The sequence below is a fragment of the Arthrobacter sp. MMS18-M83 genome (assembly GCF_026683955.1).
Classification (GTDB): domain Bacteria; phylum Actinomycetota; class Actinomycetes; order Actinomycetales; family Micrococcaceae; genus Arthrobacter.
Genome location: NZ_CP113343.1, coordinates 4711924 through 4738440, shown reverse-complemented (window position 1 = coordinate 4738440; position 26517 = coordinate 4711924). Strand labels below are relative to the sequence as shown.

Here is a 26517-nt window from a genome sequence, read left to right as displayed (position 1 = left end):
TCCGTCCCGTGAGGCGGGGAAAGGGGAGACGAGCGATGACTGAAGTCACTGCGCCGGTGCCGTCCCGGGTTGTCCTCAACCACGCGGATATTGACCGTGCGCTCACTCGTATCGCCCACGAGATCCTCGAGGCCAACAAGGGCTCCCAGGATCTGGTTCTTTTGGGCATCCCACGCCGCGGCTATCCGCTGGCTGTGCGGCTGGCAGAAAAGATCGCCGCCGCGGATCCGTCCGTCAACGCCTCGGCAATCGTCGGTCAGCTGGACGTCACCATGTTCAGGGACGATCTTTCCCACCAGCCTGCCAGGCCCCCTTATCCCACAAGGCTGCCTCTGTCCGGCGTCGACAACAAGGTTGTTGTCCTCATCGACGATGTCCTGTACTCCGGCCGCACCATCCGTGCCGCCCTCGACGCCATCATCGACCTCGGCCGGCCCCGCATCGTTCGCCTCGCAGTGCTCGTGGACCGCGGCCATCGCGAGTTGCCCATCCGCGCGGACCACGTAGGCAAGAACCTGCCAACGTCTTCCTCGGAGAAAGTCCGGGTCCACTTGGAAGAACTCGATTCGGTGGACGGTCAGCCCGTCAATGAAGTAGTGATCGAGGCCGGCGCGTGAAACACCTGCTCTCCACGGAGAACCTCAGCGCCGCGAACGCCATCCGGATCCTGGACACCGCCGAAGAGATGGCCGCGGTGGGGGACCGGGAAGTCAAGAAGCTCCCCGCTTTGCGCGGCCGCACAGTGGTCAACCTCTTCTTCGAGGACTCCACCCGCACCCGTATTTCCTTCGAGGCGGCTGCTAAGCGGCTTTCCGCCGACGTCATCAACTTCGCGGCCAAGGGTTCTTCGGTATCAAAGGGTGAGTCCCTCAAGGACACCGCGCAGACCCTTGCCGCGATGGGCGCCGACGCGGTGGTCATTCGTCACTGGGCCTCGGGTGCACCGCATCGCTTGGCTGCCACCGACTGGATCGACGCTGCCGTCATCAACGCCGGCGACGGGACGCACGAGCACCCCACCCAGGCCCTTCTGGACGCCTTCACGATGCGCCGGCACTGGTCCAAGCTGAGAGGTTCGGCGTCCACGGGCGCAAATCTCACGGGTATGCGCGTCGCGATCGCCGGCGACGTCCTGCACTCCCGGGTCGCCCGTTCAAACGTGTGGCTGCTGCGCACCCTTGGTGCGGAAGTAACCCTGGTGGCTCCACCCACCTTGCTGCCGATCGGCGTCGAACACTGGCCGTGCAAGGTCAGTTACAACCTTGACGAGACACTCGAAGGCGGCGTAGACGCGATAATGATGCTTCGCGTCCAGGGTGAGCGCATGAATGCTTCCTTCTTCCCTTCGACGCGCGAGTATTCGCGCCGTTGGGGCTTCGACGATGCCCGCCTCCGGGCCCTCGACGAACTCGGGCTCAAGGACACCATCATCATGCACCCCGGCCCCATGAACCGCGGACTGGAAATATCCTCCGCCGCCGCCGATTCGCCCCGCTCCACCGTGCTGGCCCAGGTCCGCAACGGTGTTTCGGTCCGGATGGCCGCCCTGTACCTGCTGCTCTCGGGGGACACCCGGGAAGCCGCCACTACACCGGGCTCCGCCCGTTCCGACAAGGAGAGCAACTGATGACCGAGACCGCAACAGGTACAGCAACCGGTACCTATCTGATCCGCGGCGCGGCCATCCTGGGTGGCGACGCCGAGGACCTGTTGATCCGCGACGGCGTCATCGCTGAGCGCGGCACCGGCCTGTCCGCAGAGGGCGCCACAGTGATCGAGGCCGCGGGCCTCGTGGCACTTCCCGGCATGGTCGACATCCACACCCACTTGCGCGAACCCGGTCGTGAAGACGCCGAAACCGTAGAAACGGGAACCCGTGCCGCAGCCCTTGGCGGCTACACGGCTGTGCACGCCATGGCCAACAGCAACCCGGTGGCGGACACCGCCGGCGTCGTCGAGCAGGTGCACAGCCTGGGCCGTGCCTCCGGCTGGGTGGACGTCCGCCCTGTGGGTGCCGTCACGGTTGGACTCGCCGGGGAACGGCTCGCCGAACTCGGCGCCATGGCCGACTCCCGTGCCCAGGTCCGCGTCTTCTCCGACGACGGCATCTGCGTGCACGATCCGGTGCTGATGCGTCGTGCCCTGGAATACGTCAAGGCGTTCGACGGCGTCGTTGCCCAGCACGCGCAGGAACCGCGCCTTACCGCCGGCGCCCAGATGAACGAGGGCACCGTCTCCGCCGTTCTCGGCCTTGCCGGTTGGCCGGCGGTCGCCGAGGAGAGCATCATCGCCCGCGACGTGCTCCTGGCCCAGCACGTCGGCTCCCGCCTGCACGTCTGCCACGTATCGACCGCCGGCTCGGTGGAGATCGTCCGCTGGGCCAAGGAACGTGGAATCAACGTCACCGCTGAGGTCACGCCCCACCACTTGTTGCTCACCGATGAGCTGGTCCGCAGCTATGACCCCGTCTACAAGGTCAACCCGCCGCTTCGTACCGACGCGGATGTCCAGGCACTCCGCGCCGGGCTCGCCGACGGCACCATCGACGTCGTAGGCACGGACCACGCCCCGCATCCGAGCGAGCACAAGGAATGTGAGTGGGCCCAGGCGGCGATGGGCATGACGGGCCTGGAAACAGCCCTGTCGGTAGTCCAGGAAACCATGATCGAGACAGGGCTCATGACGTGGGCCGACTTCGCCCGCGTCACGTCCACAGTGCCCGCGGCCATTGGCCGGGTGGCAGATCAGGGACGCCCGCTTGAGGTCGGCGAGCCTGCCAATGTGATCCTCGTGGACCCGGCTGCCCGATGGACTGTGGATCCGCATAAGATGGCGACCATGGGCCGGAACTCACCCTTTGCGGGCAGGGAGTTGCCGGGCGCCGTCATCGCGACTTTCTTCAAGGGCCACCCGACCGTACTGGACGGCAAGCTCAATACGCCGTACCGCTACGCAGCGGATACCGCCGGCGCAGGCAGCAGCAACTGATGGACAAAATCGCTTCCCTGCTCCTGGTCTTGGGCCTTGCCGCAGTCGCCGCCGGACTCATCGCAATGGGTTGGCGCAGCAGGCTCAAGCGGCAGGCCGGCTTCGGGCCGCTTCCGGAGGTGCCCGAAGAACTCAGCCCGGCAGGCATTGTAGCTGAAGGCCAGTACGTGGCCACGACGACGTCGGGAGACTGGCTTGACCGGATCGCCGTTCATGGCCTGGGCTTCCGCGGGAACGCGGAAATGAGCATCCATCCGGAAGGAGTCCTCTTTGACCGACAGGGAACCGGACCGCTGTTCATTCCATCGCGAGCCGTGACCGATTGCCGCAGCGCCAGCGGCATGGCAGGCAAGTTCGTGGAAAAGGACGGACTCGTGGTCTTGAGCTGGTTGCTCGGAGAACGTGAGCTCGATACCGGATTCAGGACCAGGCACGCCGCCGACAAGGAACCCCTCCTCGAAGCACTTCAAGAATTGATCTCTGCAGCCCCCCAGGCGGATGCCGATAGTGGAAAGTAACAACGTGACGGACACCAACGCAGCGACAGGCAATACAGTGACAGGCAACCCAGTGACCACCAACAACCCAGCCGAGTCCACCGCAGCAGTGCTGGTGCTCGAAGACGGCCGCACGTTCCGCGGCCGCAGCTACGGCGCCACAGGCGTTGCCCTGGGCGAGGCCGTTTTCGCCACCGGCATGACCGGCTACCAGGAAACCATCACGGATCCCTCCTACGCCCGGCAGCTAGTGGTCCAGACGGCTCCGCACATCGGCAACACCGGCGTGAACAAGGAAGACGCCGAGTCCCGCCGCATCTGGGTGGCCGGCTATGTGGTCCGCGACGCCGCCCGCCGCCCGTCGAACTGGCGTTCGGAACGCAGCCTGGACGAGGAACTCGTGGAGCAGGGGATCGTCGGGATCCAGGCCGTGGATACCCGGGCGATCACCCGGCACCTGCGCGAGCACAAGACCATGCGTGCAGGCATCTTCTCCGGCGAGGCAGCCAATGCCACCGACAAGGAGCTCCTGGACACCGTCCTGGCCAGCGCTCCCATGGAAGGCGCCCGCCTGGCCGAAGAAGTGAGCATCGACAAGGCCTACGTCGTGGAACCTGCGGACCACGGTTGGGACGGCGAAGCGAAATTCAGCATCGCCGCGATCGATCTTGGCATCAAGGCCATGACGCCAGCGCGCTTCGCCGAACGCGGCGTCCGCGTCCACGTCCTGCCGGCGACGGCCACGCTGGAAGACGTCAAGGCAGTCAATCCGGACGGCTTCTTCATGTCCAACGGCCCTGGCGACCCCGCCACCGCAGACGTCCAGGTGAAGCTGCTCCGCTCGGTGCTCGATGAGAAGCTGCCGTACTTCGGTATCTGCTTCGGCAACCAGATCCTGGGCCGCGCGCTCGGATTCGGGACCTACAAGCTCAAGTACGGCCACCGCGGTATCAACCAGCCGGTAATGGACCGCCGTACGGGCAAAGTGGAGATCACCTCGCAGAACCACGGCTTCGCCGTCGACGCTCCCATGGACGGTGCCACGCTGGCTCCGGAAGAGCGCTTTGGCCGCGTGGAGGTCAGTCACGTAAGCCTCAACGACGACGTCGTCGAAGGACTTGCCTGCCTCGACATTCCGGCCTTCTCGGTCCAGTACCACCCCGAAGCCGCAGCCGGTCCGCACGACGCCGCCTACCTCTTCGACCGCTTCATCGACCTGATGGAGAGCACGAAGAACGGCCGGAACGCCGCGCAGGCCGCCGCCACTCAGACATCGAACTCCGCGAAGAACGAGGACACCAAGTAATGCCAAAGCGTACAGATCTCAAGAGCGTCCTTGTTATCGGTTCCGGCCCGATCGTCATCGGCCAGGCAGCCGAATTCGACTACTCCGGCACCCAGGCACTGCGCGTGCTGAAGGAGGAGGGCCTGCGCGTCATCCTCGTGAACTCCAACCCGGCCACCATCATGACCGACCCCGAGTTCGCCGACGCCACATACGTCGAGCCCATCACTCCCGAGGTGGTCGAAAAGATCATCGCGAAGGAGCGCCCGGACGCCCTCCTGCCCACGCTGGGTGGACAAACGGCCCTCAACACGGCCATCGCCCTGGACAAGAACGGCGTGCTCGAGAAATACAACGTCGAACTCATCGGTGCCAACATTGCCGCGATCGAACTCGGCGAGGACCGGGAAAAGTTCAAGGGCGTCGTGGAGCGCTGCGGCGCCGAGTCGGCCCGCAGCCACATCATCCACACCATGGATGAAGCACTGACCGCCGCGGAAGACCTCGGCTACCCGATGGTTGTTCGACCGTCCTTCACCATGGGCGGCTTGGGCTCGGGCCTGGCGTACAACGAAAACGACCTGCGCCGCATCGTGGGCCAGGGCCTGCAGTACAGCCCCACCTCCGAGGTCCTCCTGGAAGAGAGCATCCTCGGCTGGAAGGAATACGAGCTCGAGATGATGCGCGACAAGAACGACAACGTCGTTGTTGTGTGCTCCATCGAGAACTTCGATCCCGTAGGCGTCCACACCGGCGACTCCATCACCGTGGCACCCGCCCTGACCCTGACGGACCGCGAATACCAGCGCCTGCGCGACATTTCCATCGCCGTCATCCGCGAAGTCGGCGTCGACACCGGTGGCTGCAACATCCAGTTCGCGATCGAGCCGGACACGGGCCGCGTCGTCGTCATCGAGATGAACCCGCGTGTTTCGCGCTCCTCGGCGTTGGCCTCCAAGGCAACGGGCTTCGCGATCGCCAAGATCGCCACCAAGCTCTCCCTCGGTTACACCCTGGACGAGATCCCGAACGACATCACGCAGAAGACGCCTGCATCGTTTGAGCCGACGCTCGACTACGTCGTGGTCAAGGTTCCGCGATTCGCGTTCGAGAAGTTCCCGGCCGCGGACAACACGCTGACCACCACCATGAAGTCCGTCGGTGAAGCGATGGCCATGGGCCGCAACTTCACGGAAGCCCTGCAGAAGGCACTTCGCTCCCTTGAGCAAAAGGGCTCGCAGTTGGACTTCAGCCACGTGCCCGAGTGGGAAGTTCCGGAACTCATCGAGAAGTCCAAGCGCCCGACGACGGACCGCCTCCACCAGGTCCAGCGCGCCTTGCTCGGAGGTGCTTCGGTTGAAGAGCTCTACGCCGCCACCAAGATCGATCCGTGGTTCCTGGACCAGCTGCAGCTGCTCAACGAGACCTCCCAGGAGATCCGCAAGGCCGGCGCCCTGACCGAAGACATGCTGCGCAACGCCAAGCGGCACGGCTTCTCGGACGAGCAGATCGGTGCCCTGACCCACAACCCGGAGGCTGTTGTCCGCGGCGTCCGCCAGGCCCTGCGCATCCGTCCGGTCTACAAGACGGTGGACACCTGCGCCGCCGAATTTGCCGCCTACACCCCGTACCACTACTCCTCGTACGACGAAGAGGACGAGGTGGGCCTGCACGCCAAGCCTTCCATCATCATCCTGGGCTCCGGCCCCAACCGCATCGGCCAGGGCATCGAGTTCGACTACTCCTGCGTGCACGCCTCCATGGCGCTGCGCAAGGCCGGCTACGAGACCGTCATGGTCAACTGCAACCCGGAAACCGTGTCCACGGACTACGATGTCTCCACGCGCCTCTACTTCGAACCGCTGACCCTTGAGGACGTCCTCGAAGTCATTGCGGCTGAGGAACGCACCGGTGGCGTCATGGGTGTGTTCGTCCAGCTTGGCGGCCAGACCCCGCTCAAGCTCGCACAGCAGTTGGCAGACGCGGGTGTGCCGATCCTGGGCACCTCGCCGGAAGCCATCGACCTCGCCGAGCACCGCGGCATGTTCTCCCGCGTGCTCGACCGGGCCGGCCTGATCGCCCCGAAGAACGGCACCGCGGTGTCTTTCGAGGACGCCAAGAAGATCGCCGACGAAATCGGCTACCCGGTCCTCGTCCGTCCGTCCTACGTGCTTGGCGGCCGAGGCATGGAAATCGTCTACGACGAAGCCAACCTCTCCCGCTACATCGCCAACGCCACGGAAATCACCCCGGATCACCCGGTGCTGATCGACCGCTTCCTCGAGGACGCCGTCGAAATCGACGTCGACGCGCTCTTCGACGGCACGGACATGTACCTCGGCGGCATTATGGAGCACATCGAGGAAGCCGGCATCCACTCCGGTGACTCCGCATGCGTCCTGCCTCCGATCACCCTCGGCAGCAACGTGATCGAACGCGTCCGCACGGCCACCCGGGCCATCGCTGAAGGCGTAGGCGTCCGCGGCCTCATCAACATCCAGTTCGCGCTGGCTTCGGACGTGCTTTACGTGCTGGAGGCCAACCCGCGGGCTTCCCGCACGGTGCCGTTCGTCTCCAAGGCCACGGGCGTCCAGATGGCCAAGGCTGCGGCCTTGATCGGAACCGGCGTCACCATCAACCAGCTGCGCAGCGCCTACAAGATGCTGCCGGAAACGGGCGACGGCTCAACCCTTCCGCTCGACGCGCCCGTGTCCGTGAAGGAAGCCGTGTTGCCGTTCAGCCGCTTCCGGACGCCCGAGGGCAAGGTGGTGGACTCGCTGCTCGGCCCCGAAATGCGCTCCACGGGCGAGGTCATGGGTATCGACAAGCACTTCGACACCGCTTTCGCCAAGAGCCAGGCCGCGGCTAACAACGCGCTGCCCACCGAAGGCAAGATCTTCGTCTCTGTCGCCAACCGGGACAAGCGCTCGGTGATCATGGGCGTCAAGCGCCTGTCCGATCTCGGATTCGAGATTGTCTCAACAGGCGGCACGGCGGATGTCCTGCGCCGCAACGGCATCCAGGCCACCCCGGTCCGCAAGGTCGCAGAGGGCAGCAGCGCCGAGGGCGAAGGCACCATCGCAGACCTCATCATTGCGGGCGAGATCGACATGGTCTTCAACACGCCTTCCGGTGGCGAAGCCCGCAGCGACGGCTACGAACTCCGCGCCGCCGCTACGTCCATCGGCATCCCGTGCATCACCACGGTGGCCGAGTTCAACGCCGCGGTGCAGGCAATCGAGGCGCTGCGCACCTACGAGTGGTCGGTGACCAGCTTGCAGGAGCACGCCGCCAACCTGAAGGCATCCACCGAGGCCGTCAATGCCTGAGTCTGCTGTAGTCGGGCAGCCTCCCCTTGGGCGGGCTGTTGCCAGGTCGGGGCCCCGACAGCCGTTCGGTTCCCGCCTGGCTGCCGCCATGGCTGCCCGCGGCCCCTTGTGCGTGGGCATCGACCCGCACCCCGCGTTGCTGGCGGACTGGGGATTGAACGACGACGTCGCCGGGCTGGAGCGTTTTTCGCTCACCGTTGTGGAGGCCGTGGCGACCCTCGCTGCCGCGGTGAAGCCGCAAGTGGCACTCTATGAGCGCCACGGCTCCGCGGGAATGGCGGTACTGGAACGGACCCTTGCGGCTGCGTCCGACGCCGGCGTCTTGAGCATCGCTGATGCCAAGCGCGGAGACATCGGCTCCACGATGGCTGCCTATGCAGACGCTTGGCTGCGCGACGGTTCGTCCTTGGCTGCGGATTCTGTCACGCTGAGCCCCTATCTCGGATTCGAGTCACTGCGGCCGGCCTTGGACCTCGCGGCCGGGTGTGGCCGGGGTGTTTTCGTCCTTGCGCTGACGTCCAACCCCGAGGGCAAGTCCGTTCAGCACGTTGGCGGTTCCGAGTCGGTGGCGCGGCGTATCGTTGAGGCGGCCGCCCAGGAGAACCGTCGCTATGCCGGCGCTCCAGGTTGGGTGGGCATGGGGTCCGTCGGTCTTGTGGTTGGTGCGACTGTCGGCACGGCCTTAGTGGACCTTGGCTTGGACCTCAACGCGGTTCGGGGCCCCATCCTTGCTCCCGGACTAGGAGCCCAAGGAGCCACGCCGGCGGATCTGCGTGCCACTTTCGGTGAGGCATATCCGGCGGTACTGGCGACGTCGAGCCGCGGAATCCTGGCCGCTGGTTCCTCAATTCCTGGATTGCGTTCTGCTACTGAGGTCACCCGGGACAGCTTGCTGACTGGTTAGTCGAGATCTTGGTAGGTCCAGTGCATTGCGCTCCGCACTGACCACGCGGTAATTTCGGGAGCAGTCCAAACCGCTACGCACTCAATGCCGGCCAAAGGGGGATGTGTCAGTGACGTTGAAAGCCTTGTCCGCAGAGGAACGTTCCGATGCCTTGGAAAAGGCCGCCAGAGCCCGGGCAAGGCGGGCCTTGGCAAAGGAACAGCTCAGGACCGGAGAACTCAGCATCGCCCGGCTGATCAAGTCGGCGCAGACTGATGAGGCCCTGGCACGGATGCGTGTTTCCGAGCTTCTGGGGGCTGTTCCGGGTGTTGGTCCGGTCCGGGCCGCGGCCATCATGGCGGAGATCGGCATCGCACCATCACGCAGGGTCCGGGGTCTGGGAATTCATCAGTCCCGGTCGCTGATAGATTTTATGGAAGACAAATACAGCGTTTAAACCAATACAGCGTTTAAAAAGAAATGCAGCGTATATAGAATCTCCACGAAGGACGATGTGAGCAAGAATCCGGGACTGACCGTCCTCGCAGGCCCCACTGCCGTTGGCAAGGGAACCGTATCCACGTATATCCGCGACAATTACCCCGAGGTCTGGCTGTCAGTTTCAGCCACCACCCGGGCGCCGCGTCCGGGGGAGACGGACGGTGTCCATTACTTCTTCAAATCCGCCGAGGAATTCGACGCACTTGTTGAAGATGGCCAGTTGCTCGAGTGGGCAGTGGTGCACGGCAAGAACCGCTACGGCACGCTCCGCAGCACGGTCGACGCCGCCATCGGCGAAGGCAAGTCCGTACTGCTGGAGATCGATTTGCAGGGCGCACGCCAGGTCAAGGCCGCTGTCCCCGACGCGAACTTCGTCTTCCTCGCTCCGCCCAGCTGGGACGAAATGGTCCGCCGCTTGGTGGGACGCGGCACCGAAACCCCCGAGGAACAGCGGCGACGGCTGGAAACCGCTAAACTGGAACTTGCCGCTGAACCGGAGTTTGACCACACCGTCATCAATGACGACGTACGCCGGGCAGCGGACGAGCTCGTTTCACTCATGGGGCTTACCCCGCACCAGCGCTAAGCGCTAGCACTTGTCAGCCCGTTAGAATTTGGAGATTTCGTGTCCACGAACCTTGAAGGCATCATCAACCCGCCGATCGATTCGCTGCTTGCTGCTGCCGATTCGAAGTACGGCCTGGTGATTTTCGGCGCCAAGCGCGCGCGCCAGATCAACGCCTACTACGCCCAGTTGCACGAGGGCCTCTTCGAGTACGTTGGCCCGCTGGTCGACACGAAGTTGAACGAGAAGTCGCTTTCCATCGCCCTGCGCGAGATCAATGAAGGCCTGCTGGTCTCCACCCCGATCGAGCCCGCAGAGTAAAACAGACTGCCTGTTGACGGAGGTCACGTGCGCATAGTCCTCGGAGTCGGGGGAGGGATTGCAGCCTACAAGGTTGCATCGCTCCTCCGGCTTTTTACTGAAGCCGGACACAATGTGACGGTGATTCCCACAGAGGCTGCCAGCCGGTTCGTCGGCGTAGCTACCTGGGAAGCGCTCTCGGGCAATCCCGTGAGCAACAGTGTCTTTGACGACGTGGAGAAGGTCAACCACGTCCGGCTTGGTCACGAGGCCGATCTCATAGTGGTTGCCCCGGCAACTGCCGACCTATTGGCCAAGGCCGCAACCGGCCAAGCCGGGGACCTGCTCACCAACACTCTCCTCATGGCTCATGGCCCCGTGCTTTTTGCCCCCGCAATGCACACCGAAATGTGGCAGAACCAAGCAACCCAGGCGAATGTGGAGACTCTGCGCAGCCGCGGCATCACCGTCCTTGAACCCGCAGTGGGTCGGCTGACGGGCGCGGATTCCGGCCCGGGCAGGCTCCCTGAACCGGAGTCCATTTTCGCGGCCGCTCTCGCTTTGGTCGACGTCTCCGCGCATTCCAGCGAGCTTGTTGGCACCAAACCTCTCTCCGGGCGAACAATCACGATTTCCGCGGGCGGCACCCGGGAGGCCCTGGATCCGGTCCGTTTCCTCGGGAACAGGTCTTCCGGCAAGCAGGGCGTTGCCCTTGCCGCAGCAGCCCTCGACGCCGGCGCGAATGTGAGATTCCTCGCAGCCCACATGGAAGTGCAGCCTCCCGCCGGTGTTGAGCTGGTCCGGGTTGAGTCGGCCTTGGAACTCCGCGACGCCGCGCTGGAAGCCGCCGTTGGCTCCGACGTCGTGATCATGGCGGCTGCAGTCGCTGATTTCCGTCCCGCTGAAGTTTCAGATACCAAAATCAAAAAGAGCGAAGGCGAGGACGCTCCCGTAGTGCGCCTCGTACGGAACCCTGACATCCTGCATGAGCTGGTACAGCGCCGCGACGCCGGATCAACCACACAGTTGATCGTCGGATTCGCAGCCGAAACCGGGGACGAGGACGGCAACGTCCTGGAACACGCCATCGCAAAGATCAAACGCAAAGGCTGCGATCTTTTGGTGGTCAACCAGGTCGGCGTCGGCCGTGTGTTCGGCCAAGACCAGAATTCTGTGATCATTCTCTCCGGCCATGGTGCGGCGCCGCAGTCGGCGGCGGGTTCCAAATCCGACGTCGCCGCCGCCGTCATTGACCGCATCAGTACTGAGTTGAGCCGCGTGCACCCGGCCACCTAGGCCTGGACGCAGCTCATTCCTTAGCAGCTCATTCCTTAGCACAGGGACATACGGCGGAAGCCGACCGCCCTCAACCGAGTAAGGTAGTCGAGTGACTTTACCGCTGCATCATGAATCCCACGGAACCCCGTCCAAGCTCCGGCTCTTCACTTCAGAGTCGGTTACGGAAGGGCACCCGGACAAGATCTGCGACCAGATCAGCGACGCCATCCTTGATGCGCTTCTCGCAGCAGACCCTGAGTCCCGCGTGGCTGTTGAGACCATGGCCACCACCGGCTTGGTGCACGTGGCTGGCGAAGTCACTACGGATGCATATGTCGAAATTCCGCAGATCGTCCGCGAGACCATCCTCGGAATCGGTTATGACTCTTCCGCCAACGGCTTCGACGGCGCCCGTTGCGGCGTGTCAGTCTCGATCGGCCAGCAGTCCAACGACATCGCCGGCGGGGTCTTCAACTCCCTCGAGGCCCGCGAAGGCCGCCAGGAGGACGACTATGATCTCCAAGGCGCCGGTGACCAGGGCATCATGTTCGGCTACGCGAGTGACGAAACCCCGTCCTACATGCCAACCCCCATTTGGCTGGCCCACCGCCTCTCCGAGCGGCTCACGGAAGTCCGCAAGAGCGGCGAACTGGCCTACCTGCGCCCTGACGGCAAGACCCAGGTGACGGTCGGATACGACCGCGACCGCCCGGTTTCCGTTGAAACGGTGGTCATTTCCAGCCAGCACGCCGAAGGAACCCACCTCGATCGCTTGCGCGCCGATCTGGCGTCGCACGTGATCGATCCCGTCCTGGCAGTGTCCAACCTGGATATCTCCCACGTCGCGAACATCCTGAACCCCGCCGGCGCCTTCGTCATCGGCGGACCTGTCGGTGATGCCGGACTGACCGGCCGCAAGATCATTGTTGACACTTATGGCGGCATGGCCCGCCACGGCGGGGGTGCTTTCTCCGGCAAGGATCCGTCGAAGGTGGACCGTTCGGCCGCTTACGCAATGCGCTGGGTAGCCAAGAACGTGGTGGCCGCAGGGCTGGCGAAGCGCGCCGAAATCCAAATTGCCTACGCGATCGGCCAGGCACGTCCTGTCGGCACGTACGTCGAAACCTTCGGTACCGAGACTGTTGACCCGGCCAAGATCAGCGAGGCGATTGCGGAGATCTTCGACCTCCGTCCGCGTGCCATCATCGACGCCCTTGACCTCAAGCGTCCCATCTACGCCAAGACGGCGGCGCACGGCCACTTCGGCCGCGACGAGCCCGATTTCACGTGGGAGCGGCTGGACCGGGTGGGCGAGTTGAAGGAATATTTCAACGCCTGATCCGGACCGTGTCGGCTGGGGACTGCTCCGCCAAGGCAAAATTGTCGGTGGTGTCTGCTTGGCTTGACCCAAGAGCGAAACAGCGGGCCATGTCCTCACGGCCAAGCCCGTCACTCGCATTGAGGCCGTCGCTGGCATCCGGCACTCCAGGGAGGTGAGAAGCATGAGCGATGATTCGCTGCTTCCCTTTGCCATGGCGTTGCCTTCGCCGGCCCGCCAGCCGTCCTTGTTGCAGGGTTTCCCCGCTCGGGGGAGCGACGCCGCCGGGCCAACCCTCGCGGCACGCAATCCCGTGGCACGGATCTTGATCGAATCGCCTCTGCCGCATTTGGACAGGCCTTTTGACTACAGCGTCCCGGCTGAGTTCGAAGACACCGCGTTGGCGGGCGTGCGGGTCAAAGTGCGCTTCAGCGGCCAGGAACTCAACGGCTACGTGCTGGAGCGTGCGGAATCGTCGGAGGCGGGGCATGCATTAAGTCCGCTGCTCAAGGTGATTTCACCCGTCCAAGTGCTGACGCCGCCTTTGCTGGAGCTTGCCTCCAGCATCGCCGCACGCTACGCCGGGACGCTGAGCGACGTTCTCCGGACAGCCATCCCGCCGCGCGTCGCGGGCCTGGAGAAGCTATTCCTTTCCGGTGCGTCCCTCTTGGAGGATCGAGCGGCGGCTGCCAGCCCTGCCGAGGGCGCTGTATCCCCGGCTCAAGCAACCTGGGCTTCCTACACCAACGGCGCACCGTACCTGCAGCATCTCGCCGGAGGTGGCTCGCCCCGGGCCGTCCTCACCGCAGTGCGGGGCTTTGGAGCCGCCGGCTGGCCCGAACTCGTGGCGTCTGCGGTGGCAGCAGTCCGTTCCTCGGGGCGGGGCGCGATTGTGGTTGTGCCCGACTACCGTGACCTTGACCGAATAGAAGCGGCGCTCGACGCCGTCTTGCCGGTTGGGGAAGTCGCGCGGCTGACGGCCGACGACGGTCAGTCCCCGCGGTACCGGAGCTACCTTCGGCTGCTGAGCGGCGAAGCCAAGGTGGCGATCGGTACGCGGTCCGCGGCGTACGCTCCCGTCCAGGACCTTGGACTCGTGGTGTGCTGGGACGACGGTGACGACCTCCACATCGACCAGCGCGCTCCTTACGCCCACACCCGCGAAATCCTGCTTTTGCGCTCCGAACAGGAGTCTGCAGCGTGCCTCATGGCTGCGCACAGCCGCAGCACCGAGCTTCAGCGACTGGTCGAAGGGGGCTGGGCCGTGCCGGTGGAAGCCCCTCGGACCGTGGTCCGTGCCAGAGCGCCGCGCGTCCTCAACACGGCGGACAGTTTCGAGCAGGAGCGGGACCCCCTGGCCAGGATTGCACGGCTGCCCGGCGCCGCGTGGCGGGCCGCCAAAGAAGGGCTGGAACGTGGACCTGTCCTGGTACAGGTGGCCAGATCCGGCTACGCGCCGTCGTTGGTCTGCGAGGATTGCCGTGAGCCCGCCAGGTGCAACAATTGCCAGGGGCCCCTCGCAATCGCCGGTCAATCGGCCCTGCCGCAGTGCCGTTGGTGCTCCACCCCGGCTCCGGAATGGCGTTGCCGCAATTGTGGCGGCGGCCGTCTTCGCAGAGGGGCGGCCGGCGTGCTCCGGACCGCCGAAGAGCTGGGCCGGGCTTTTCCGGGCAAGGCTGTCGTGACTTCTTCAGGAGACCAGGTCAAACACACAGTCACCGACGCCTGTGCCCTGGTGGTGGCCACCGTGGGCGCTGAACCCATCGCACCCGGCGGCTATGCTGCGGCGCTGCTCCTGGATGGCAATTCGCTCCTCCGCCGGGAGAATCTTCGTGCCGGCGAGGACACCGTTCGGCGGTGGTTCAACGCGGCGGCGCTCGTACGCCCCGCGAGCGAAGGCGGACTCGTCGTTATCACTGCCGACGACACCACCGCGACGGGTGCCCTCCTGCGTTGGGATCCGGCCGGGTACGCCTCCCGGGAGCTGGCACTGCGGCAGGAACTCCAGTTGCCGCCCGCGGTACGGATCGCGTCCGTCACGGGCAAGCGGGCCGACGTCGTGCACTTCAACGAAGGCCTGGCCAAGAACGTCCAGTTGCGCACTGCGGGCCCCGCGCCTGTTTCGCTCGCCCTGTCAGCGCAGCGCGCAGCGGCGCAAGACGGCGATCCGGACGTCCGGACGCTGTTCTTCATTCCCTACGCCCAAGCGGCCGAAGCCACGCGGGCCATGCGGGCAGTCAAAGCAGCCAGTGCGGCGAAGCGCACCTCGGGACCCGTGCAACTGCGGCTCGACGGCGTGGACGTCCTCTAATGCTTGCGACTGCGCATCGCCACGACCTCTTCGGCCACCGCCAACAATTGACGGGCCGATTCGTCCCACTTGAAGTCGGCTGCGCGTTCCACCGAACGGCGTGAGCGCGCTTGCCACAGCCCTTCGTCTTCAAGGGCCCTGACGGCCGCAGCAAATTCGGCGGGCGAATCCGGGTGCACATAGCTCACGGCATCCGCACCGACCTCCCGGAAGATGGGAATGTCGCTGGCGATCACGGGGGTGCCAAGTGCCATGGCCTCAACCAGGGGCAGCCCATAACCTTCCGCCTTGGATAGGCTGACGAGGGCCGTGGCGCGGATCAACAGGGAATCGTATTCGGCATCCGTGACGCCGTTGTGGAATTCGACCCGGGCACCGGGCGGCACCAGGGGCTCGAGCTCGGCACGGCGCTGGGGGGTGATCCTGCTCAGAAGATGCAGCGTGAATCCGGGCAATTCGGACATGCCCTGGATCATGGTCTCCACGTTTTTGTACGGCATGAACGAGCCCATGTAGAGCAGGGACTTCTCGGCGCCGCCCTCCGGATCGCGCGGCGTCTGGCCTGGTTGTGGTGCGTTGCCCACGATCCGGACAGGCCGGCGGGTCAAATTGAACTTCGCCATGAGCGACTCAGTGGTGTGGCTGATGGTGGCGACGATGTCCGCCCGGTTGAGAAGCAGGCGCTGCGGCCAGTAGGCCTTGTGGTAGAGCCTCCACAGCAACCGGACAGGTGCCGGCAGGAAGCCCGGAGGGGCCGGGTGCTCATAATAGATGAGGTCGTGCAGGGTCAGGACCAAGCCATACTTCCGGCCCAGGGTTCCCATGGTCTGCATCGGGCAAACCACCACGTCGGCGCCGAGCTTGTTGACTTCGCGCGCCACGAACAGTTCGCGCGGCGACAACGGGCTGCTGATGAACACGTAAGGGACATCCGGAAGGAGCGCCAGCTGGCGTTTGTCGCTGATCAGCATGGTGACATCCGCGATCTTGGACGTCGCCGCTATGAGGCTCGAACCGTAGCGGCTGATGCCGTCATGATGGTCCGTGCGGGTAAAGCGGGCGTCGATGACGATTTTCACGCGGGGTGTTCCTCCAGGAAGCTGCGGATGGCGGCGGCGGCCGGCGCCGGGGTCTCGTAATGGATCAAATGCCCGACGTCGGGAATCACTACCAGCGCGCCGTCGGGCAGGAGCTCCAGCAGTTTGTGCTGGTCCCGGAGCAGCGCGATCTCATCCTTTTCGCCGGCCACCAGCAACACCGGGAGGTCCAGTTGGCTGGCGACCTCGGCCACATGGCTGGACACGGAGGCCCGGAAGGACTCCAGAAGGCTGGCACGGTCGGCGAAGGCGGAGAAGTACGCATCGTGCTGCCCATGGACGAAGGCACGGAGTTCCTTGTCGCGGGTCTTGGCCATGGTGGCGCTCATGACGCGAACAATCAGGCGGCTGCGCAAGACGGCGAGCCCCAGCCTGCGCGGGAGCTTGGCAGAGACCTGGTAGTACATGACTGCCAGCTTGGTCATGAGGCCCTTTGGCCCCTCGAGCGCGGGAGCCGCAATGGGATTGACCAGGATCAGTGGACGGATTGCACCCGGGTTCGAGGCGGCGAAGTGGCTGGCGACGATGGAGCCGAAGGAATGACCGAGCAAAACCGTGTCCGGCCCGAGGCCCAGTGCCGCCATGAAGCCGGTGATGAATTTTCCATAGCGTTCCACCGTGTGGGGATCTCCCGCAAAAGGTTCCGAACTGCCGAAGCCGGGAAGGTCCGGCATGATGATCCGCATCTCGGGCAAATGGTCGGCCACCCGGAGCAGGCCGTGGTGGTCGCCGCGGAAACCATGGATGACCAGGATGGTTCGTGTGGTCGCTGTCGTGGTGACCGGTTCGTAGCACCAATACGCCACGTTGCTGCCGTCAAGATCGATGTCCGAGGCGCTGGTCCGGGAAGCCAGGGCCTGGCTGAAGAACTCCCGTGGGGAGGGCGGGGTGGGTTCGGGGGAGTGGGTGTCCACTTGTTCCATTCGACGGGTCTTAGTTGACATTGTCCGGGTGTGACCCGGTGCGGTGGTGGCGTTCGAGGGTGGCAAGGCCGTCCATGTCTTCGGCATCAAGCTCGAAGCCGAAGACATTGAAGTTCTCCAGGATGCGTGCCGGGGTGCTCGCTTTCGGAATCACGATGTTCCCCAGCTGGAGGTGCCACCGGATGATGATTTGCGCGGGCGTCTTGCCATACTTGTCCGCCAGCGCGCGCACGGCCGGATCCTGGAGGACCTGTCCGCGCCCCAACGGGCTCCAAGCCTCGGTGCGGATACGCAACTGCTCGTGCAGGGTCCGGAGCCGTGGCTGCTGCAGCCATGGGTGCAGTTCGATCTGGTTCACGGCTGGAACCACTTCGGCTTTCTGCATCAGCGATTCAAGGTGGGCCGGCTGGAAATTGGAAACTCCGATCGCCCGCACGCGGCCTTCGCGGTACAGGGTCTCCATGGCCCGGTAGCTCTCCTGGAACAGGCCACGCCCGGCGCAAGGCCAGTGGATCAGGTACAGATCGACGTAGTCCAGGCCGAGATTGGCCATGGAATTATCGAAAGCCCTGAGAGTGGAGTCATACCCGTGATCGTCATTCCAGAGCTTCGTCGTGACAAAGACGTCTTCGCGCGAGAGCGGGTGCGTGCCCTCCCCGGAGCCTCCGGTGTTGCCATCCACACCGGCCGGGGGTATCACGGCGCTGCCTATGCCGCGGCCTACGCCGGTCTCGTTGCCGTACATCGCGGCGGTGTCGAAGTGCCTATAGCCAGCGCCTAGCGCTGTGGCGACCACAGAAGTGGCGTCCGCCGGTGGCACTTTGTAGAGCCCGAACCCCAACTGGTCAATCAGGACGCCGTTGTTGAGACTGAGCCTAGGCGAGGGTTTCATAGCCAAGACTCTACCTACCTCGATGCCGGGAATGATTCAGGACCAGCCAAATATTCAGGATGGGCTCCCGAAACTCACCAGGCGCTTTGCGGTGGCCTCGTCCAGGATCAGATCCGTGGCCAGCCCGGCCGCCAAGGCACCACGCAGGCCGTTGATCTTGGATGCGCCCGAAACGACGCAGATGCGGCGCCGGACCTGCCTCAGTTGCTCGTGGCTTGGGCCGGTGGAACGTTCGTTGAGGGTGATCCCGTCGGAAGAGCCGTCAGCACGGAAGAAAACGGTGGCAACGTCCCCCACGACGTCGGAGCCGGCCAGCAGATTCAAGTCGGTTTCATCGAGGTAGCCTCCCGCGTAGACGTGGCTGGGATAGTCCGAATGGACCGACCCGACACCGAAGATCGCGATGCTCATCCTCGACTGGAGATCGAGCACGCGTTGGACGCTGCGCTCATTCCACATGGCGGTCTTGGTGGAAGCGTGGTCGAAGAAGGCGGGCACGGGGAACTGTTCCACCCGCGCGCCATAGGCAATGCCGAAACGGCGCATAATGTCACTCGCATAGGTGATGCCGGTAGTCTGCATGTTCCCGGCGCCATTGAGTTGCACGATAGTGCTGTCGTGTGTGATCTTGCGGGTCAGGTGCCTGCTGACGGCGCTGATGGTCGCACCCCAGGCCACGCCGATAATGGCGTTGGAATCGACAAGTGGACCGATAGTGCGTGCTGCCTGCGTCGCCACCCGGTCAAGGGTTTCCGCCTCATTCAAGGTGTCCAGGACAGGTACCACGTGTACGTCGACGCCGTAGTGGCTGCGGATCATCCGTTCCAGTTCGGGGGCGGAGTCAAGTGGACTCCGGATTTGGATCTGCACCAGTCCCGACTCGCGGGCCGAGGACAACAACCGGGAAACCGTTGAACGCGAAGTCCTCAGTTCGCGGGCGATGGCGTCCATCGTGAGGTCCTGGAGGTAGTACATCTGCGCTGCCCGGAGGGCCTCTGAATGTCGTACGCGTGGCATCTTGGTTCCGTTCTGCACGTTTGTGCAAATAGCTTGATTTCATTTTCCACTCTTTCGAAGAATAGTTGTGCAAGGTGCGCCGTCAAGTGATGCCGCGCTCACACCAAAGCCCAAGGGAGCAGTTTTGGGACACACCAGAATTTCCGGTTCCGCAGCAGGATCACCACGTCGGACCTCCGCTTCGGCACTTCGTGAACGGCCGAAAGCCCAGGTACTGATCATCGGAGGCGGCATCAACGGCGTCGGCACTTTCCGTGATCTGGCGCTGCAGGGCGTGGACGTCGCACTCGTGGAGCGCGGTGACTACTGCCAGGGCGCCAGCGGAGCTTCGTCCCACATGATCCACGGCGGTATCCGCTACCTCGAGAATGGGGAATTCCGCCTCGTGCAGGAATCCGTGGTCGAGCGCAACCGCCTCCTGAAGATCGCCCCGCACTACGTGAAGCCGTTGCAGACAACCATCCCCATCTTCAGCACCTTTTCGGGGATACTGTCCGCCCCCACACGCTTCCTCACGCACAAGCAAGGCAAGCCGACGGAACGCGGCGCCTTCCTCATCAAGCTCGGACTGAGCATGTACGACTTCTTCTCGCGCGACGGCGGCAGCGTGCCGCGCCATCAGTTCCGCGGCAGGGAAAAGGCACTGGCGGAGTTGCCGCGGCTGCACCCCGACATCAAATACGCCGCTACGTACTTTGATGCCTCCGTGCACAATCCGGAGCGCCTGACGCTCGATGTGCTCCAGGACGGTGAAAAGGCCGGCATCGGAAGTGACCTGCCCGGTGGCAGTGCCCGCGCCAGCAACTACGTCTCCCTCGTCTCGATGGACTCTGTCTCGATGGGCTCTGTCGCGATGGACGCCGCCGCCGGCGCGACCGGCGCCGTTTTGCTGCGCGATGAACTTACCGGCGAAGAATTCAGCTTCCATGCCGACGTCATCGTGAACACCACCGGTGCCTGGGTGGACCTCACCAACAAGGCCATGGGGGCCGCGAGCCGTTTCATGGGCGGCACCAAAGGCTCCCACATTGTGCTGGATCACCCGGAACTGCTTGCAGCCTGCGGCGGCCGGGAGATCTTCTTCGAACACACGGACGGACGGATCGTGCTGATCTATCCGATGGGTGACCGCGTCTTGGTGGGCACCACCGACGTCGACGCCGACATGGCCCAGGACGCTGTGTGCACCGAAGGCGAGATTGACTACTTCTTCGATCTCGTAGGGCACGTCTTTCCATCCATCACGGTGGACCGCAGCCACATCGTCTATAGCTTCGCCGGGGTCCGCCCCCTGCCACGCCATGATGATACCCAGCCGGGCTTCGTGTCACGCGATTACCGCATCGAACGAAGCGATCGCCCAGCCTCCGATGCCGCGGCGACCCAAGGCGGCAAGGCCGCCGTCGTCCTCTCACTGATCGGCGGAAAATGGACCACCTTCCGTGCCCTCGCCGAACACCTGAGTAACGACGTCCTCCGTGAGCTGGGCATGGAACGCAAGGTGTCGACGGCGAAGCTCGCCATCGGCGGCGGCTCCGGTTTCCCGGACAGCGAAGACGGGATCCAGGACTGGGTCAAGAAGCACATGGCTCCCGGACTCGACGCCGATCGCGTGAGCGGCTTGCTGACCCGCTACGGTACCCGCGCCGAGGATGTCATCGCGTTCCTCAAGGCGGGCGAGGACCGGAAACTGCGTTCCACGAACGAACTCAGCGTCCGGGAGTTGGAATTCATGGCCGCCAGCGAACAGATCGGGCACCTCGTGGATGTCCTCATTCGCCGCACCTCGCTGGCCTTCCGCGGCCTCGTGACAGGGGAGCTGCTCAACGAAATCGCCGAGGTCCTTTCCGGGCCGCTTGGCTGGGATCCAGCGCAGCGTGACGCGGAAATCCAGCACGCACAGGAGGTGCTTCTACGTTTTCATGGCGTGACTGTTCACAGCCTCGTCGCATGAACGTAATGTACGTCACATCAGCTTGATTGTCCCGGCCTTGAAGCCGCGACACAAGGGTTGCAGTGCTCCGCTCCGCCAGGGATCACCGCAACCGGGACGGCACTAACGGACGCCGGACCAACGGCCTCCAACAAATCTGCGGGGGCTGACAACAGAAGAAAATGAGGAGTCAAAGATGTCTCTCGGAATTGTTTTCCTTTCCGAAGTGTTCGGAACCGGAATGCTTACCCTGCTCGGTTGTGGCGTTGTGGCAAACGTCGCGCTAAAAGGCACAAAGGGTAACAGCGGCGGGTTCCTGATGGTGAATTTTGGCTGGGGCATCGCCGTATTTGCCGGCGTGTACGTGGCGGCTATGTCCGGCGCGCACCTGAATCCGGCCGTCACCCTTGGCCTCTTGGTTGACGGCAAGGCCGAATTCGCCCCAGGGGTAGCCGTGAGCGCGGCATCCACGTTCACCTACTTCGGCGGAGAACTGACCGGCGCCTTCCTCGGCGCCATCTTCGCGTGGCTCGCCCACAAGCAGCACTTCGACGCCGAGCCGCTGGCAGCAAGCAAACTCGCGGTGTTCTCCACGGGTCCGGCGATCCGCTCATACCCCTGGAACCTCGTAACAGAAATCATCGGCACTTTTGTGCTTGTCTTCGTGATCCTGACATTCGGCGGCACTCCGTCCGGCCTCGGACCGCTCGCAGTGGCACTGCTCGTCGTGGGTATCGGCGCGTCCCTTGGCGGGCCCACGGGCTATGCCATCAACCCGGCCCGTGACCTCGGTCCGCGCATCGCCCACGCCATCCTGCCAATCAAGGGCAAGGGCTCCAGCGACTGGGCATACTCGTGGGTTCCCGTGGTCGGACCGCTCCTGGGCGGAACCATCGCGGGCCTGGTTGCCCACTCAGTGCCGATCATGGCAACCATCGCCAAGTAGTACTCCGCTCAACACCTATCCCGCATCCACACCAAAGCAATCAGACAAGGACGTCAAAATGTCGCAATACGTCATCGCCATTGACCAGGGAACCACCAGCTCGCGCGCCATCGTTTTCGACCACTCGGGAAACATCGTTTCCTCCGGCCAGATGGAACACGAACAGATCTTCCCCCAGGCCGGATGGGTGGAGCACAACCCGGTCGAAATCTGGGACAACACCCGTGAGGTCATTGGCTCGGCGCTCTCCAAGGCGAACCTGACCCGGCACGACATCGCCGCCGTCGGCATCACGAACCAGCGCGAAACCGCCGTCGTGTGGGACAAGAACACGGGCGAACCCATCTACAACGCGATCGTCTGGCAGGACACGCGTACACAATCGATCGTGGACGAACTGGCCCAGGACGGTGGACCCGAACGCTTCAAGCAGAAGGTAGGCCTGCCCTTGGCAACCTACTTCTCCGGGACCAAGATCAAGTGGATCCTGGACAACGTTGAAGGTGCGCGGGCCAAGGCTGAAGCCGGGGACCTCATCTTCGGCAACACCGACTGCTGGGTCCTGTGGAATCTGACAGGCGGCATCGACGGCGGAGTGCACGCCACGGACGTCACCAACGCCTCGCGCACAATGTTCATGGACCTCGACACCTTGCAATGGGACCAGGACATTCTGGACGTGTTCGGCGTGCCGGCGTCGATGATGCCTGCCATCAAGTCCTCTTCCGAGGTCTACGGCACCGTGCACACGTCCCAGCTGCTGCGCGAAGTTCCCGTGGCGGGCATCCTGGGTGACCAACAAGCGGCAACCTTTGGCCAGGCGGCGTTCCAGGCCGGCGAAGCCAAGAACACCTATGGCACCGGCTGCTTCCTGATCTTCAACACGGGCGAGGAGATCGTCCACTCGAAGAACGGCCTCCTGACCACGTTGGGTTACAAGCTGGGCGATGCCAAACCCCACTACGCATTGGAGGGTTCCATCGCAGTCACGGGTTCGCTGATCCAGTGGCTGCGCGACAACCTTGGCATGATCAGCTCAGCTCCCGAGGTGGAGACGCTTGCGGCCGGGGTCGAGGACAACGGCGGCGTGTACATTGTTCCGGCCTTTTCCGGCCTGTTCGCCCCGTACTGGCGCGCCGACGCCCGCGGAGCCATCGTGGGACTGACCCGTTTTGCCAACAAGGGCCATATCGCCCGCGCAGCGCTGGAGGCAACCGCGTTCCAGACCCGCGAAGTGCTCGACGCCGTCAACGCGGACTCGGGCGTTCCACTGACCGAGTTGAAGGTCGACGGCGGCATGGTTGCCAATGAGGCCCTCATGCAGTTCCAGGCGGACATCCTGGGCGTCCCTGTGGTCCGTCCAAAGGTCGTGGAGACCACGGCCCTGGGTGCGGCCTACGCCGCCGGCCTCGCGGTCGGTTTCTGGAAGGACCTCGGCGAACTCAGCGCCAACTGGGGCGAGGACAAGCGCTGGGAGCCGCAGCTTCCGGCCGAAGAGCAGGAGCGCCAGATGCGCCTGTGGAAGAAGGCTGTGACCAAGTCCATGGATTGGGTGGACGAGGACGTTAAGTAGGTTCAACCATCGGTTGAAGGAGGCCGCACTTGCCCCGCCCGCTTCGCGGTGCCCACCACACCCGGGCGAAGTGCGGCCTCCCTCAACCTTCACCCACTTGCGGCGTTTGTAGCGTGTTTGCACACTACACATGACAAAGCGGTAAGGTGGCTTTATGCGTGCGATCCTTCTGCTTAGCTAGCCGCCCGGTTCCGTCGATATCTAAACCATCGCGAACCGAGCGGCCGCCCCTCCTTGCCGAGGGGCTTTTGTGTGTCCGGGACCTTCCGGGGCCCGGAGCAGGAGGCAAAACCGTCATGGAAGAACAGAAGAGGGCAGCAGTGAGCGTTCAGCCGGAGACAGAAACCGGAGCACAGTCAACAGTGGCAGGCGAGACGCCCGAGGAGGGTGTCTACAGCTTCGCCTCGATGGAGGCCAAATGGCCAGAAGTCTGGGAAGACCTCAAAGTCTTCACTCCTGTTGATGACGGATCCCGTGAGCGGCGCTATGTCCTGGACATGTTCCCCTACCCTTCAGGCGACCTCCACATGGGCCACGCCGAGGCTTTCGCGATGGGCGATGTGGTGGCACGCTACCTCCGGCAGAAGGGCTTCGACGTCCTGCACCCCATCGGCTGGGACTCCTTCGGCCTGCCGGCAGAGAACGCCGCAATCAAGCGCAACGCCCACCCCAGCGAGTGGACCTACGCCAACATCGATACCCAGGCTGCATCGTTCAAGCGTTACGCCATCTCCGCCGACTGGTCCCGCCGGCTGCATACTTCGGACCCGGAGTACTACCGCTGGACACAGTGGCTGTTCAAGCGTTTCTACGAGCGCGGCCTGGCCTATCGCAAGGATTCCCCGGTCAACTGGTGCCCGAAGGACCTGACCGTCCTGGCCAACGAACAAGTGGTCAACGGCGCTTGCGAACGCTGCGGAACTCCCGTGACCAAGAAGTCCCTCAACCAGTGGTATTTCAAGATCACTGAATACGCTGACCGCTTGCTGGATGACATGTCGGAGCTCCAGGGGCACTGGCCCGAGCGTGTGCTGGCGATGCAGCGCAACTGGATCGGCCGCTCCGAAGGTGCACACGTGCGATTCGCGATCGAAGCCACGGACGGCCGCGCCGAACGCGAGGTCACTGTCTTCACCACCCGCCCGGACACCCTGTATGGGGCAACGTTCTTCGTCGTCGCCGCAGACGCTCACCTGGCGCTGGACCTGGTCACACCCGAACACCACAACGCCCTCATGGCCTACCGCGAAAAGGTCAAGGCCTTGTCGGACATTGAGCGCCAGTCCACTGAGCGCGAGAAGACCGGTGTGTTCACCGGCCGCTACGCGATCAACCCCCTCAACGGCGAAAAGCTGCCTGTCTGGGCCGCCGACTATGTGCTTGCCGACTACGGCACGGGCGCCATCATGGCAGTCCCTGCCCACGACCAGCGCGACCTCGATTTCGCCCGGGCCTTTGACCTGCCGGTGCGTCCGGTGCTGAACACCGGTGGGGAAGACCCTGCCGAAACCGGCATTGCGACCGCCGGTGAAGGCACCCTGATGAACTCCGGCGAACTGGACGGATTGTCCAAGGCCGAGGCCATCCCTGCAGCCATCGACATCCTGGAAAAGCTGGGCACGGGGGAGAAGTTCGTCAACTTCCGCCTGCGCGACTGGCTCCTGAGCCGGCAGCGATTCTGGGGTACTCCGATCCCGATCATCCACTGCGCCGAATGTGGCGAGGTGCCGGTACCGGACGATCAACTGCCTGTGACCCTGCCTGAAAACCTGCGCGGAGAAGCGCTGTCGCCTAGAGGCACGTCTCCTCTCGCTGCGGCACTGGAATGGGTCAACGTCGAATGCCCCAACTGCGGACGGGCCGCCCAGCGGGACACGGACACCATGGACACGTTCGTTGACTCGTCCTGGTACTTCTTGCGCTTCGTCTCCCCGCATTACACCGAGGGCCCTTTTGATCCGGCCAAGATCAACGACTGGATGCCCGTCGGGCAGTATGTGGGCGGCGTGGAGCACGCCATCCTGCACTTGCTCTACGCCCGCTTCTTCACCAAGGTCATACACGATATGGGCTTGCTTGCAGCGGATGAGCCCTTCAGCGCCCTGCTCAACCAGGGACAGGTCCTCAACGGTGGCAAGGCCATGAGCAAGTCCCTCGGCAATGGCGTGGATCTTGGCGAGCAGCTGGACAAGTTCGGCGTCGACGCCGTTCGCCTGACCATGGTCTTCGCATCGCCGCCAGAGGACGACGTCGACTGGGCCGACGTCTCGCCGTCGGGCTCGGCGAAGTTCCTCGCCCGTGCCTGGCGCCTTGGCAAGGACGTCACGAGCGAAACGGGTGTCGATGTCACCACCGGTGACCGCGCCCTCCGCACCGTCACCCATCGGACCATCGCCGACGCCGCTGAGCTGTTGGACAACAACAAGTTCAACGTCGTGGTGGCCAAGCTGATGGAGCTGGTCAATGCGACCCGCAAGACCATCGATTCCGGTGCCGGTGGTGCAGATCCCGCCGTCCGTGAAGCCGCCGAGGCGGTGGGGATCATCCTGAGCCTCTTCGCGCCGTACACGGCCGAGGACCTGTGGAACCAGTTGGGCCACCCGGCCTCCGTGGCGAATGCTGGCTGGCCTTCCCACGATGCCTCCCTCCTTGTCCAGGACACCGTGACGGCTGTCGTGCAGGTTCAAGGAAAGGTCCGCGACCGCCTCGAGGTGTCGCCGGACATCAGCGAGGACGCGCTTCGCGAGCACGCCTTGGCGAGCGAAAACGTGCAGCGGGCACTCGATGGCCGTGGCATCCGCACGGTGATCGTGCGCGCGCCTAAACTGGTCAACATCGTCCCGGCCTAGCCGGGAATACGGCCGCCGGTGATTGCCGGCGG

21 protein-coding genes are annotated in these 26517 nt (G+C 64.1%); 17 read left to right on the top strand and 4 right to left on the bottom strand.

The features are described 5' to 3' along the window. Nucleotides 1–35: 35 nt before the first annotated feature. The 13 genes from pyrR to OW521_RS22285 all read left to right on the top strand — a co-directional run bounded on the left by pyrR (nt 36) and on the right by OW521_RS22285 (nt 15255). Entirely contained in the window at nt 36–617 is a 582-nt protein-coding gene (gene pyrR / locus OW521_RS22345) for a bifunctional pyr operon transcriptional regulator/uracil phosphoribosyltransferase PyrR (protein ID WP_268021654.1), read from the top strand. Further along, the gene (locus OW521_RS22340; protein ID WP_268021653.1) at nt 614–1627 is read left to right on the top strand and encodes an aspartate carbamoyltransferase catalytic subunit; all 1014 of its coding nucleotides are present in this window, start codon (nt 614–616) and stop codon (nt 1625–1627) included. The genes pyrR and OW521_RS22340 overlap by 4 nt, the downstream gene beginning before the upstream one ends. Beyond that, nucleotides 1627–2988, top strand: coding sequence for a dihydroorotase (locus OW521_RS22335; RefSeq protein ID WP_268021652.1), 1362 nt, complete (start codon nt 1627–1629; stop codon nt 2986–2988). The genes OW521_RS22340 and OW521_RS22335 overlap by 1 nt, the downstream gene beginning before the upstream one ends. Beyond that, nucleotides 2988–3506 (top strand): PH-like domain-containing protein, encoded by a 519-nt coding sequence (locus tag OW521_RS22330; protein ID WP_268021651.1) that lies wholly within the window; start codon nt 2988–2990, stop codon nt 3504–3506. The genes OW521_RS22335 and OW521_RS22330 overlap by 1 nt, the downstream gene beginning before the upstream one ends. After that, the gene (gene carA, locus OW521_RS22325) at nt 3487–4791 is read left to right on the top strand and encodes a glutamine-hydrolyzing carbamoyl-phosphate synthase small subunit (protein ID WP_268021650.1); all 1305 of its coding nucleotides are present in this window, start codon (nt 3487–3489) and stop codon (nt 4789–4791) included. Before OW521_RS22330 ends, carA begins: the two co-directional genes overlap by 20 nt. Beyond that, complete coding sequence (gene carB, locus OW521_RS22320) at nt 4791–8099, top strand: carbamoyl-phosphate synthase large subunit (protein ID WP_268021649.1); 3309 nt, start codon at nt 4791–4793, stop codon at nt 8097–8099. The genes carA and carB overlap by 1 nt, the downstream gene beginning before the upstream one ends. Then, nucleotides 8092–9003, top strand: coding sequence for an orotidine-5'-phosphate decarboxylase (gene pyrF, locus OW521_RS22315; protein ID WP_268021648.1), 912 nt, complete (start codon nt 8092–8094; stop codon nt 9001–9003). The genes carB and pyrF overlap by 8 nt, the downstream gene beginning before the upstream one ends. A gap of 109 nt (nt 9004–9112) precedes the next feature. Continuing rightward, nucleotides 9113–9439 (top strand): integration host factor, actinobacterial type, encoded by a 327-nt coding sequence (gene mihF, locus OW521_RS22310; protein WP_268021647.1) that lies wholly within the window; start codon nt 9113–9115, stop codon nt 9437–9439. A 57-nt stretch (nt 9440–9496) separates the two neighbouring features. Continuing rightward, complete coding sequence (gene gmk, locus OW521_RS22305) at nt 9497–10069, top strand: guanylate kinase (RefSeq protein WP_268021646.1); 573 nt, start codon at nt 9497–9499, stop codon at nt 10067–10069. Between the two features lie 39 nt (nt 10070–10108). Next, nucleotides 10109–10369, top strand: a complete 261-nt coding sequence (gene rpoZ, locus OW521_RS22300) for a DNA-directed RNA polymerase subunit omega (RefSeq protein ID WP_078109003.1) — start codon at nt 10109–10111, stop codon at nt 10367–10369. 27 nt (nt 10370–10396) lie between these two features. Next, a complete protein-coding gene (gene coaBC, locus OW521_RS22295) occupies nt 10397–11644 on the top strand; it encodes a bifunctional phosphopantothenoylcysteine decarboxylase/phosphopantothenate--cysteine ligase CoaBC (protein WP_268021645.1) in 1248 nt (415 codons plus the stop codon). A 91-nt stretch (nt 11645–11735) separates the two neighbouring features. Further along, nucleotides 11736–12965 (top strand): methionine adenosyltransferase, encoded by a 1230-nt coding sequence (metK, locus tag OW521_RS22290; protein ID WP_268021644.1) that lies wholly within the window; start codon nt 11736–11738, stop codon nt 12963–12965. A gap of 163 nt (nt 12966–13128) precedes the next feature. Then, entirely contained in the window at nt 13129–15255 is a 2127-nt protein-coding gene (locus tag OW521_RS22285) for a primosomal protein N' (RefSeq protein ID WP_268021643.1), read from the top strand. Here OW521_RS22285 and OW521_RS22280 read toward each other — a convergent pair. From OW521_RS22280 to OW521_RS22265, 4 genes are read right to left on the bottom strand one after another with little or no spacing between them, the layout of a single operon-like run. Further along, nucleotides 15252–16334 (bottom strand): glycosyltransferase family 4 protein, encoded by a 1083-nt coding sequence (locus tag OW521_RS22280; RefSeq protein ID WP_268021642.1) that lies wholly within the window; start codon nt 16332–16334, stop codon nt 15252–15254. The genes OW521_RS22285 and OW521_RS22280 overlap by 4 nt on opposite strands. Next, entirely contained in the window at nt 16331–17275 is a 945-nt protein-coding gene (locus OW521_RS22275; protein WP_268021641.1) for an alpha/beta fold hydrolase, read from the bottom strand. The genes OW521_RS22280 and OW521_RS22275 overlap by 4 nt, the downstream gene beginning before the upstream one ends. Before the next feature lie 10 nt (nt 17276–17285). Beyond that, nucleotides 17286–18167, bottom strand: a complete 882-nt coding sequence (locus OW521_RS22270) for an aldo/keto reductase (protein ID WP_268021640.1) — start codon at nt 18165–18167, stop codon at nt 17286–17288. Nucleotides 18168–18221: 54 nt separating this feature from the next. Beyond that, nucleotides 18222–19184, bottom strand: a complete 963-nt coding sequence (locus tag OW521_RS22265) for a sugar-binding transcriptional regulator (protein WP_268021639.1) — start codon at nt 19182–19184, stop codon at nt 18222–18224. Nucleotides 19185–19308: 124 nt separating this feature from the next. Here OW521_RS22265 and OW521_RS22260 point away from each other — a divergent pair, with 124 nt between their 5' ends. The 4 genes from OW521_RS22260 (at nt 19309) to leuS (ending at nt 26485) form a co-directional block, all read left to right on the top strand. Beyond that, a complete protein-coding gene (locus tag OW521_RS22260; protein ID WP_268021638.1) occupies nt 19309–21138 on the top strand; it encodes a glycerol-3-phosphate dehydrogenase/oxidase in 1830 nt (609 codons plus the stop codon). Between the two features lie 175 nt (nt 21139–21313). Next, complete coding sequence (locus OW521_RS22255) at nt 21314–22063, top strand: MIP/aquaporin family protein (protein WP_268021637.1); 750 nt, start codon at nt 21314–21316, stop codon at nt 22061–22063. Nucleotides 22064–22121: 58 nt separating this feature from the next. Beyond that, on the top strand, nt 22122–23636 hold the full coding sequence (gene glpK, locus OW521_RS22250) for a glycerol kinase GlpK (protein ID WP_268021636.1): 1515 nt from the start codon (nt 22122–22124) through the stop codon (nt 23634–23636). Between the two features lie 320 nt (nt 23637–23956). Then, on the top strand, nt 23957–26485 hold the full coding sequence (gene leuS / locus OW521_RS22245; protein WP_268021635.1) for a leucine--tRNA ligase: 2529 nt from the start codon (nt 23957–23959) through the stop codon (nt 26483–26485). The last annotated feature ends 32 nt before the right edge of the window (nt 26486–26517 follow it).

Coding starts and splice junctions, on each gene's coding strand:
- OW521_RS22255 (WP_268021637.1), top strand. CDS start 21,314: ATGTCTCTCGGAATTGTTTTCCTTTCCGAAGTGTTCGGAACCGGAATG.
- pyrF (WP_268021648.1), top strand. CDS start 8,092: ATGCCTGAGTCTGCTGTAGTCGGGCAGCCTCCCCTTGGGCGGGCTGTT.
- glpK (WP_268021636.1), top strand. CDS start 22,122: ATGTCGCAATACGTCATCGCCATTGACCAGGGAACCACCAGCTCGCGC.
- OW521_RS22335 (WP_268021652.1), top strand. CDS start 1,627: ATGACCGAGACCGCAACAGGTACAGCAACCGGTACCTATCTGATCCGC.
- carA (WP_268021650.1), top strand. CDS start 3,487: ATGCCGATAGTGGAAAGTAACAACGTGACGGACACCAACGCAGCGACA.
- OW521_RS22285 (WP_268021643.1), top strand. CDS start 13,129: ATGAGCGATGATTCGCTGCTTCCCTTTGCCATGGCGTTGCCTTCGCCG.
- OW521_RS22265 (WP_268021639.1), bottom strand. CDS start 19,184: ATGCCACGCGTACGACATTCAGAGGCCCTCCGGGCAGCGCAGATGTAC.
- OW521_RS22275 (WP_268021641.1), bottom strand. CDS start 17,275: ATGGAACAAGTGGACACCCACTCCCCCGAACCCACCCCGCCCTCCCCA.
- OW521_RS22270 (WP_268021640.1), bottom strand. CDS start 18,167: ATGAAACCCTCGCCTAGGCTCAGTCTCAACAACGGCGTCCTGATTGAC.
- carB (WP_268021649.1), top strand. CDS start 4,791: ATGCCAAAGCGTACAGATCTCAAGAGCGTCCTTGTTATCGGTTCCGGC.
- OW521_RS22330 (WP_268021651.1), top strand. CDS start 2,988: ATGGACAAAATCGCTTCCCTGCTCCTGGTCTTGGGCCTTGCCGCAGTC.
- pyrR (WP_268021654.1), top strand. CDS start 36: ATGACTGAAGTCACTGCGCCGGTGCCGTCCCGGGTTGTCCTCAACCAC.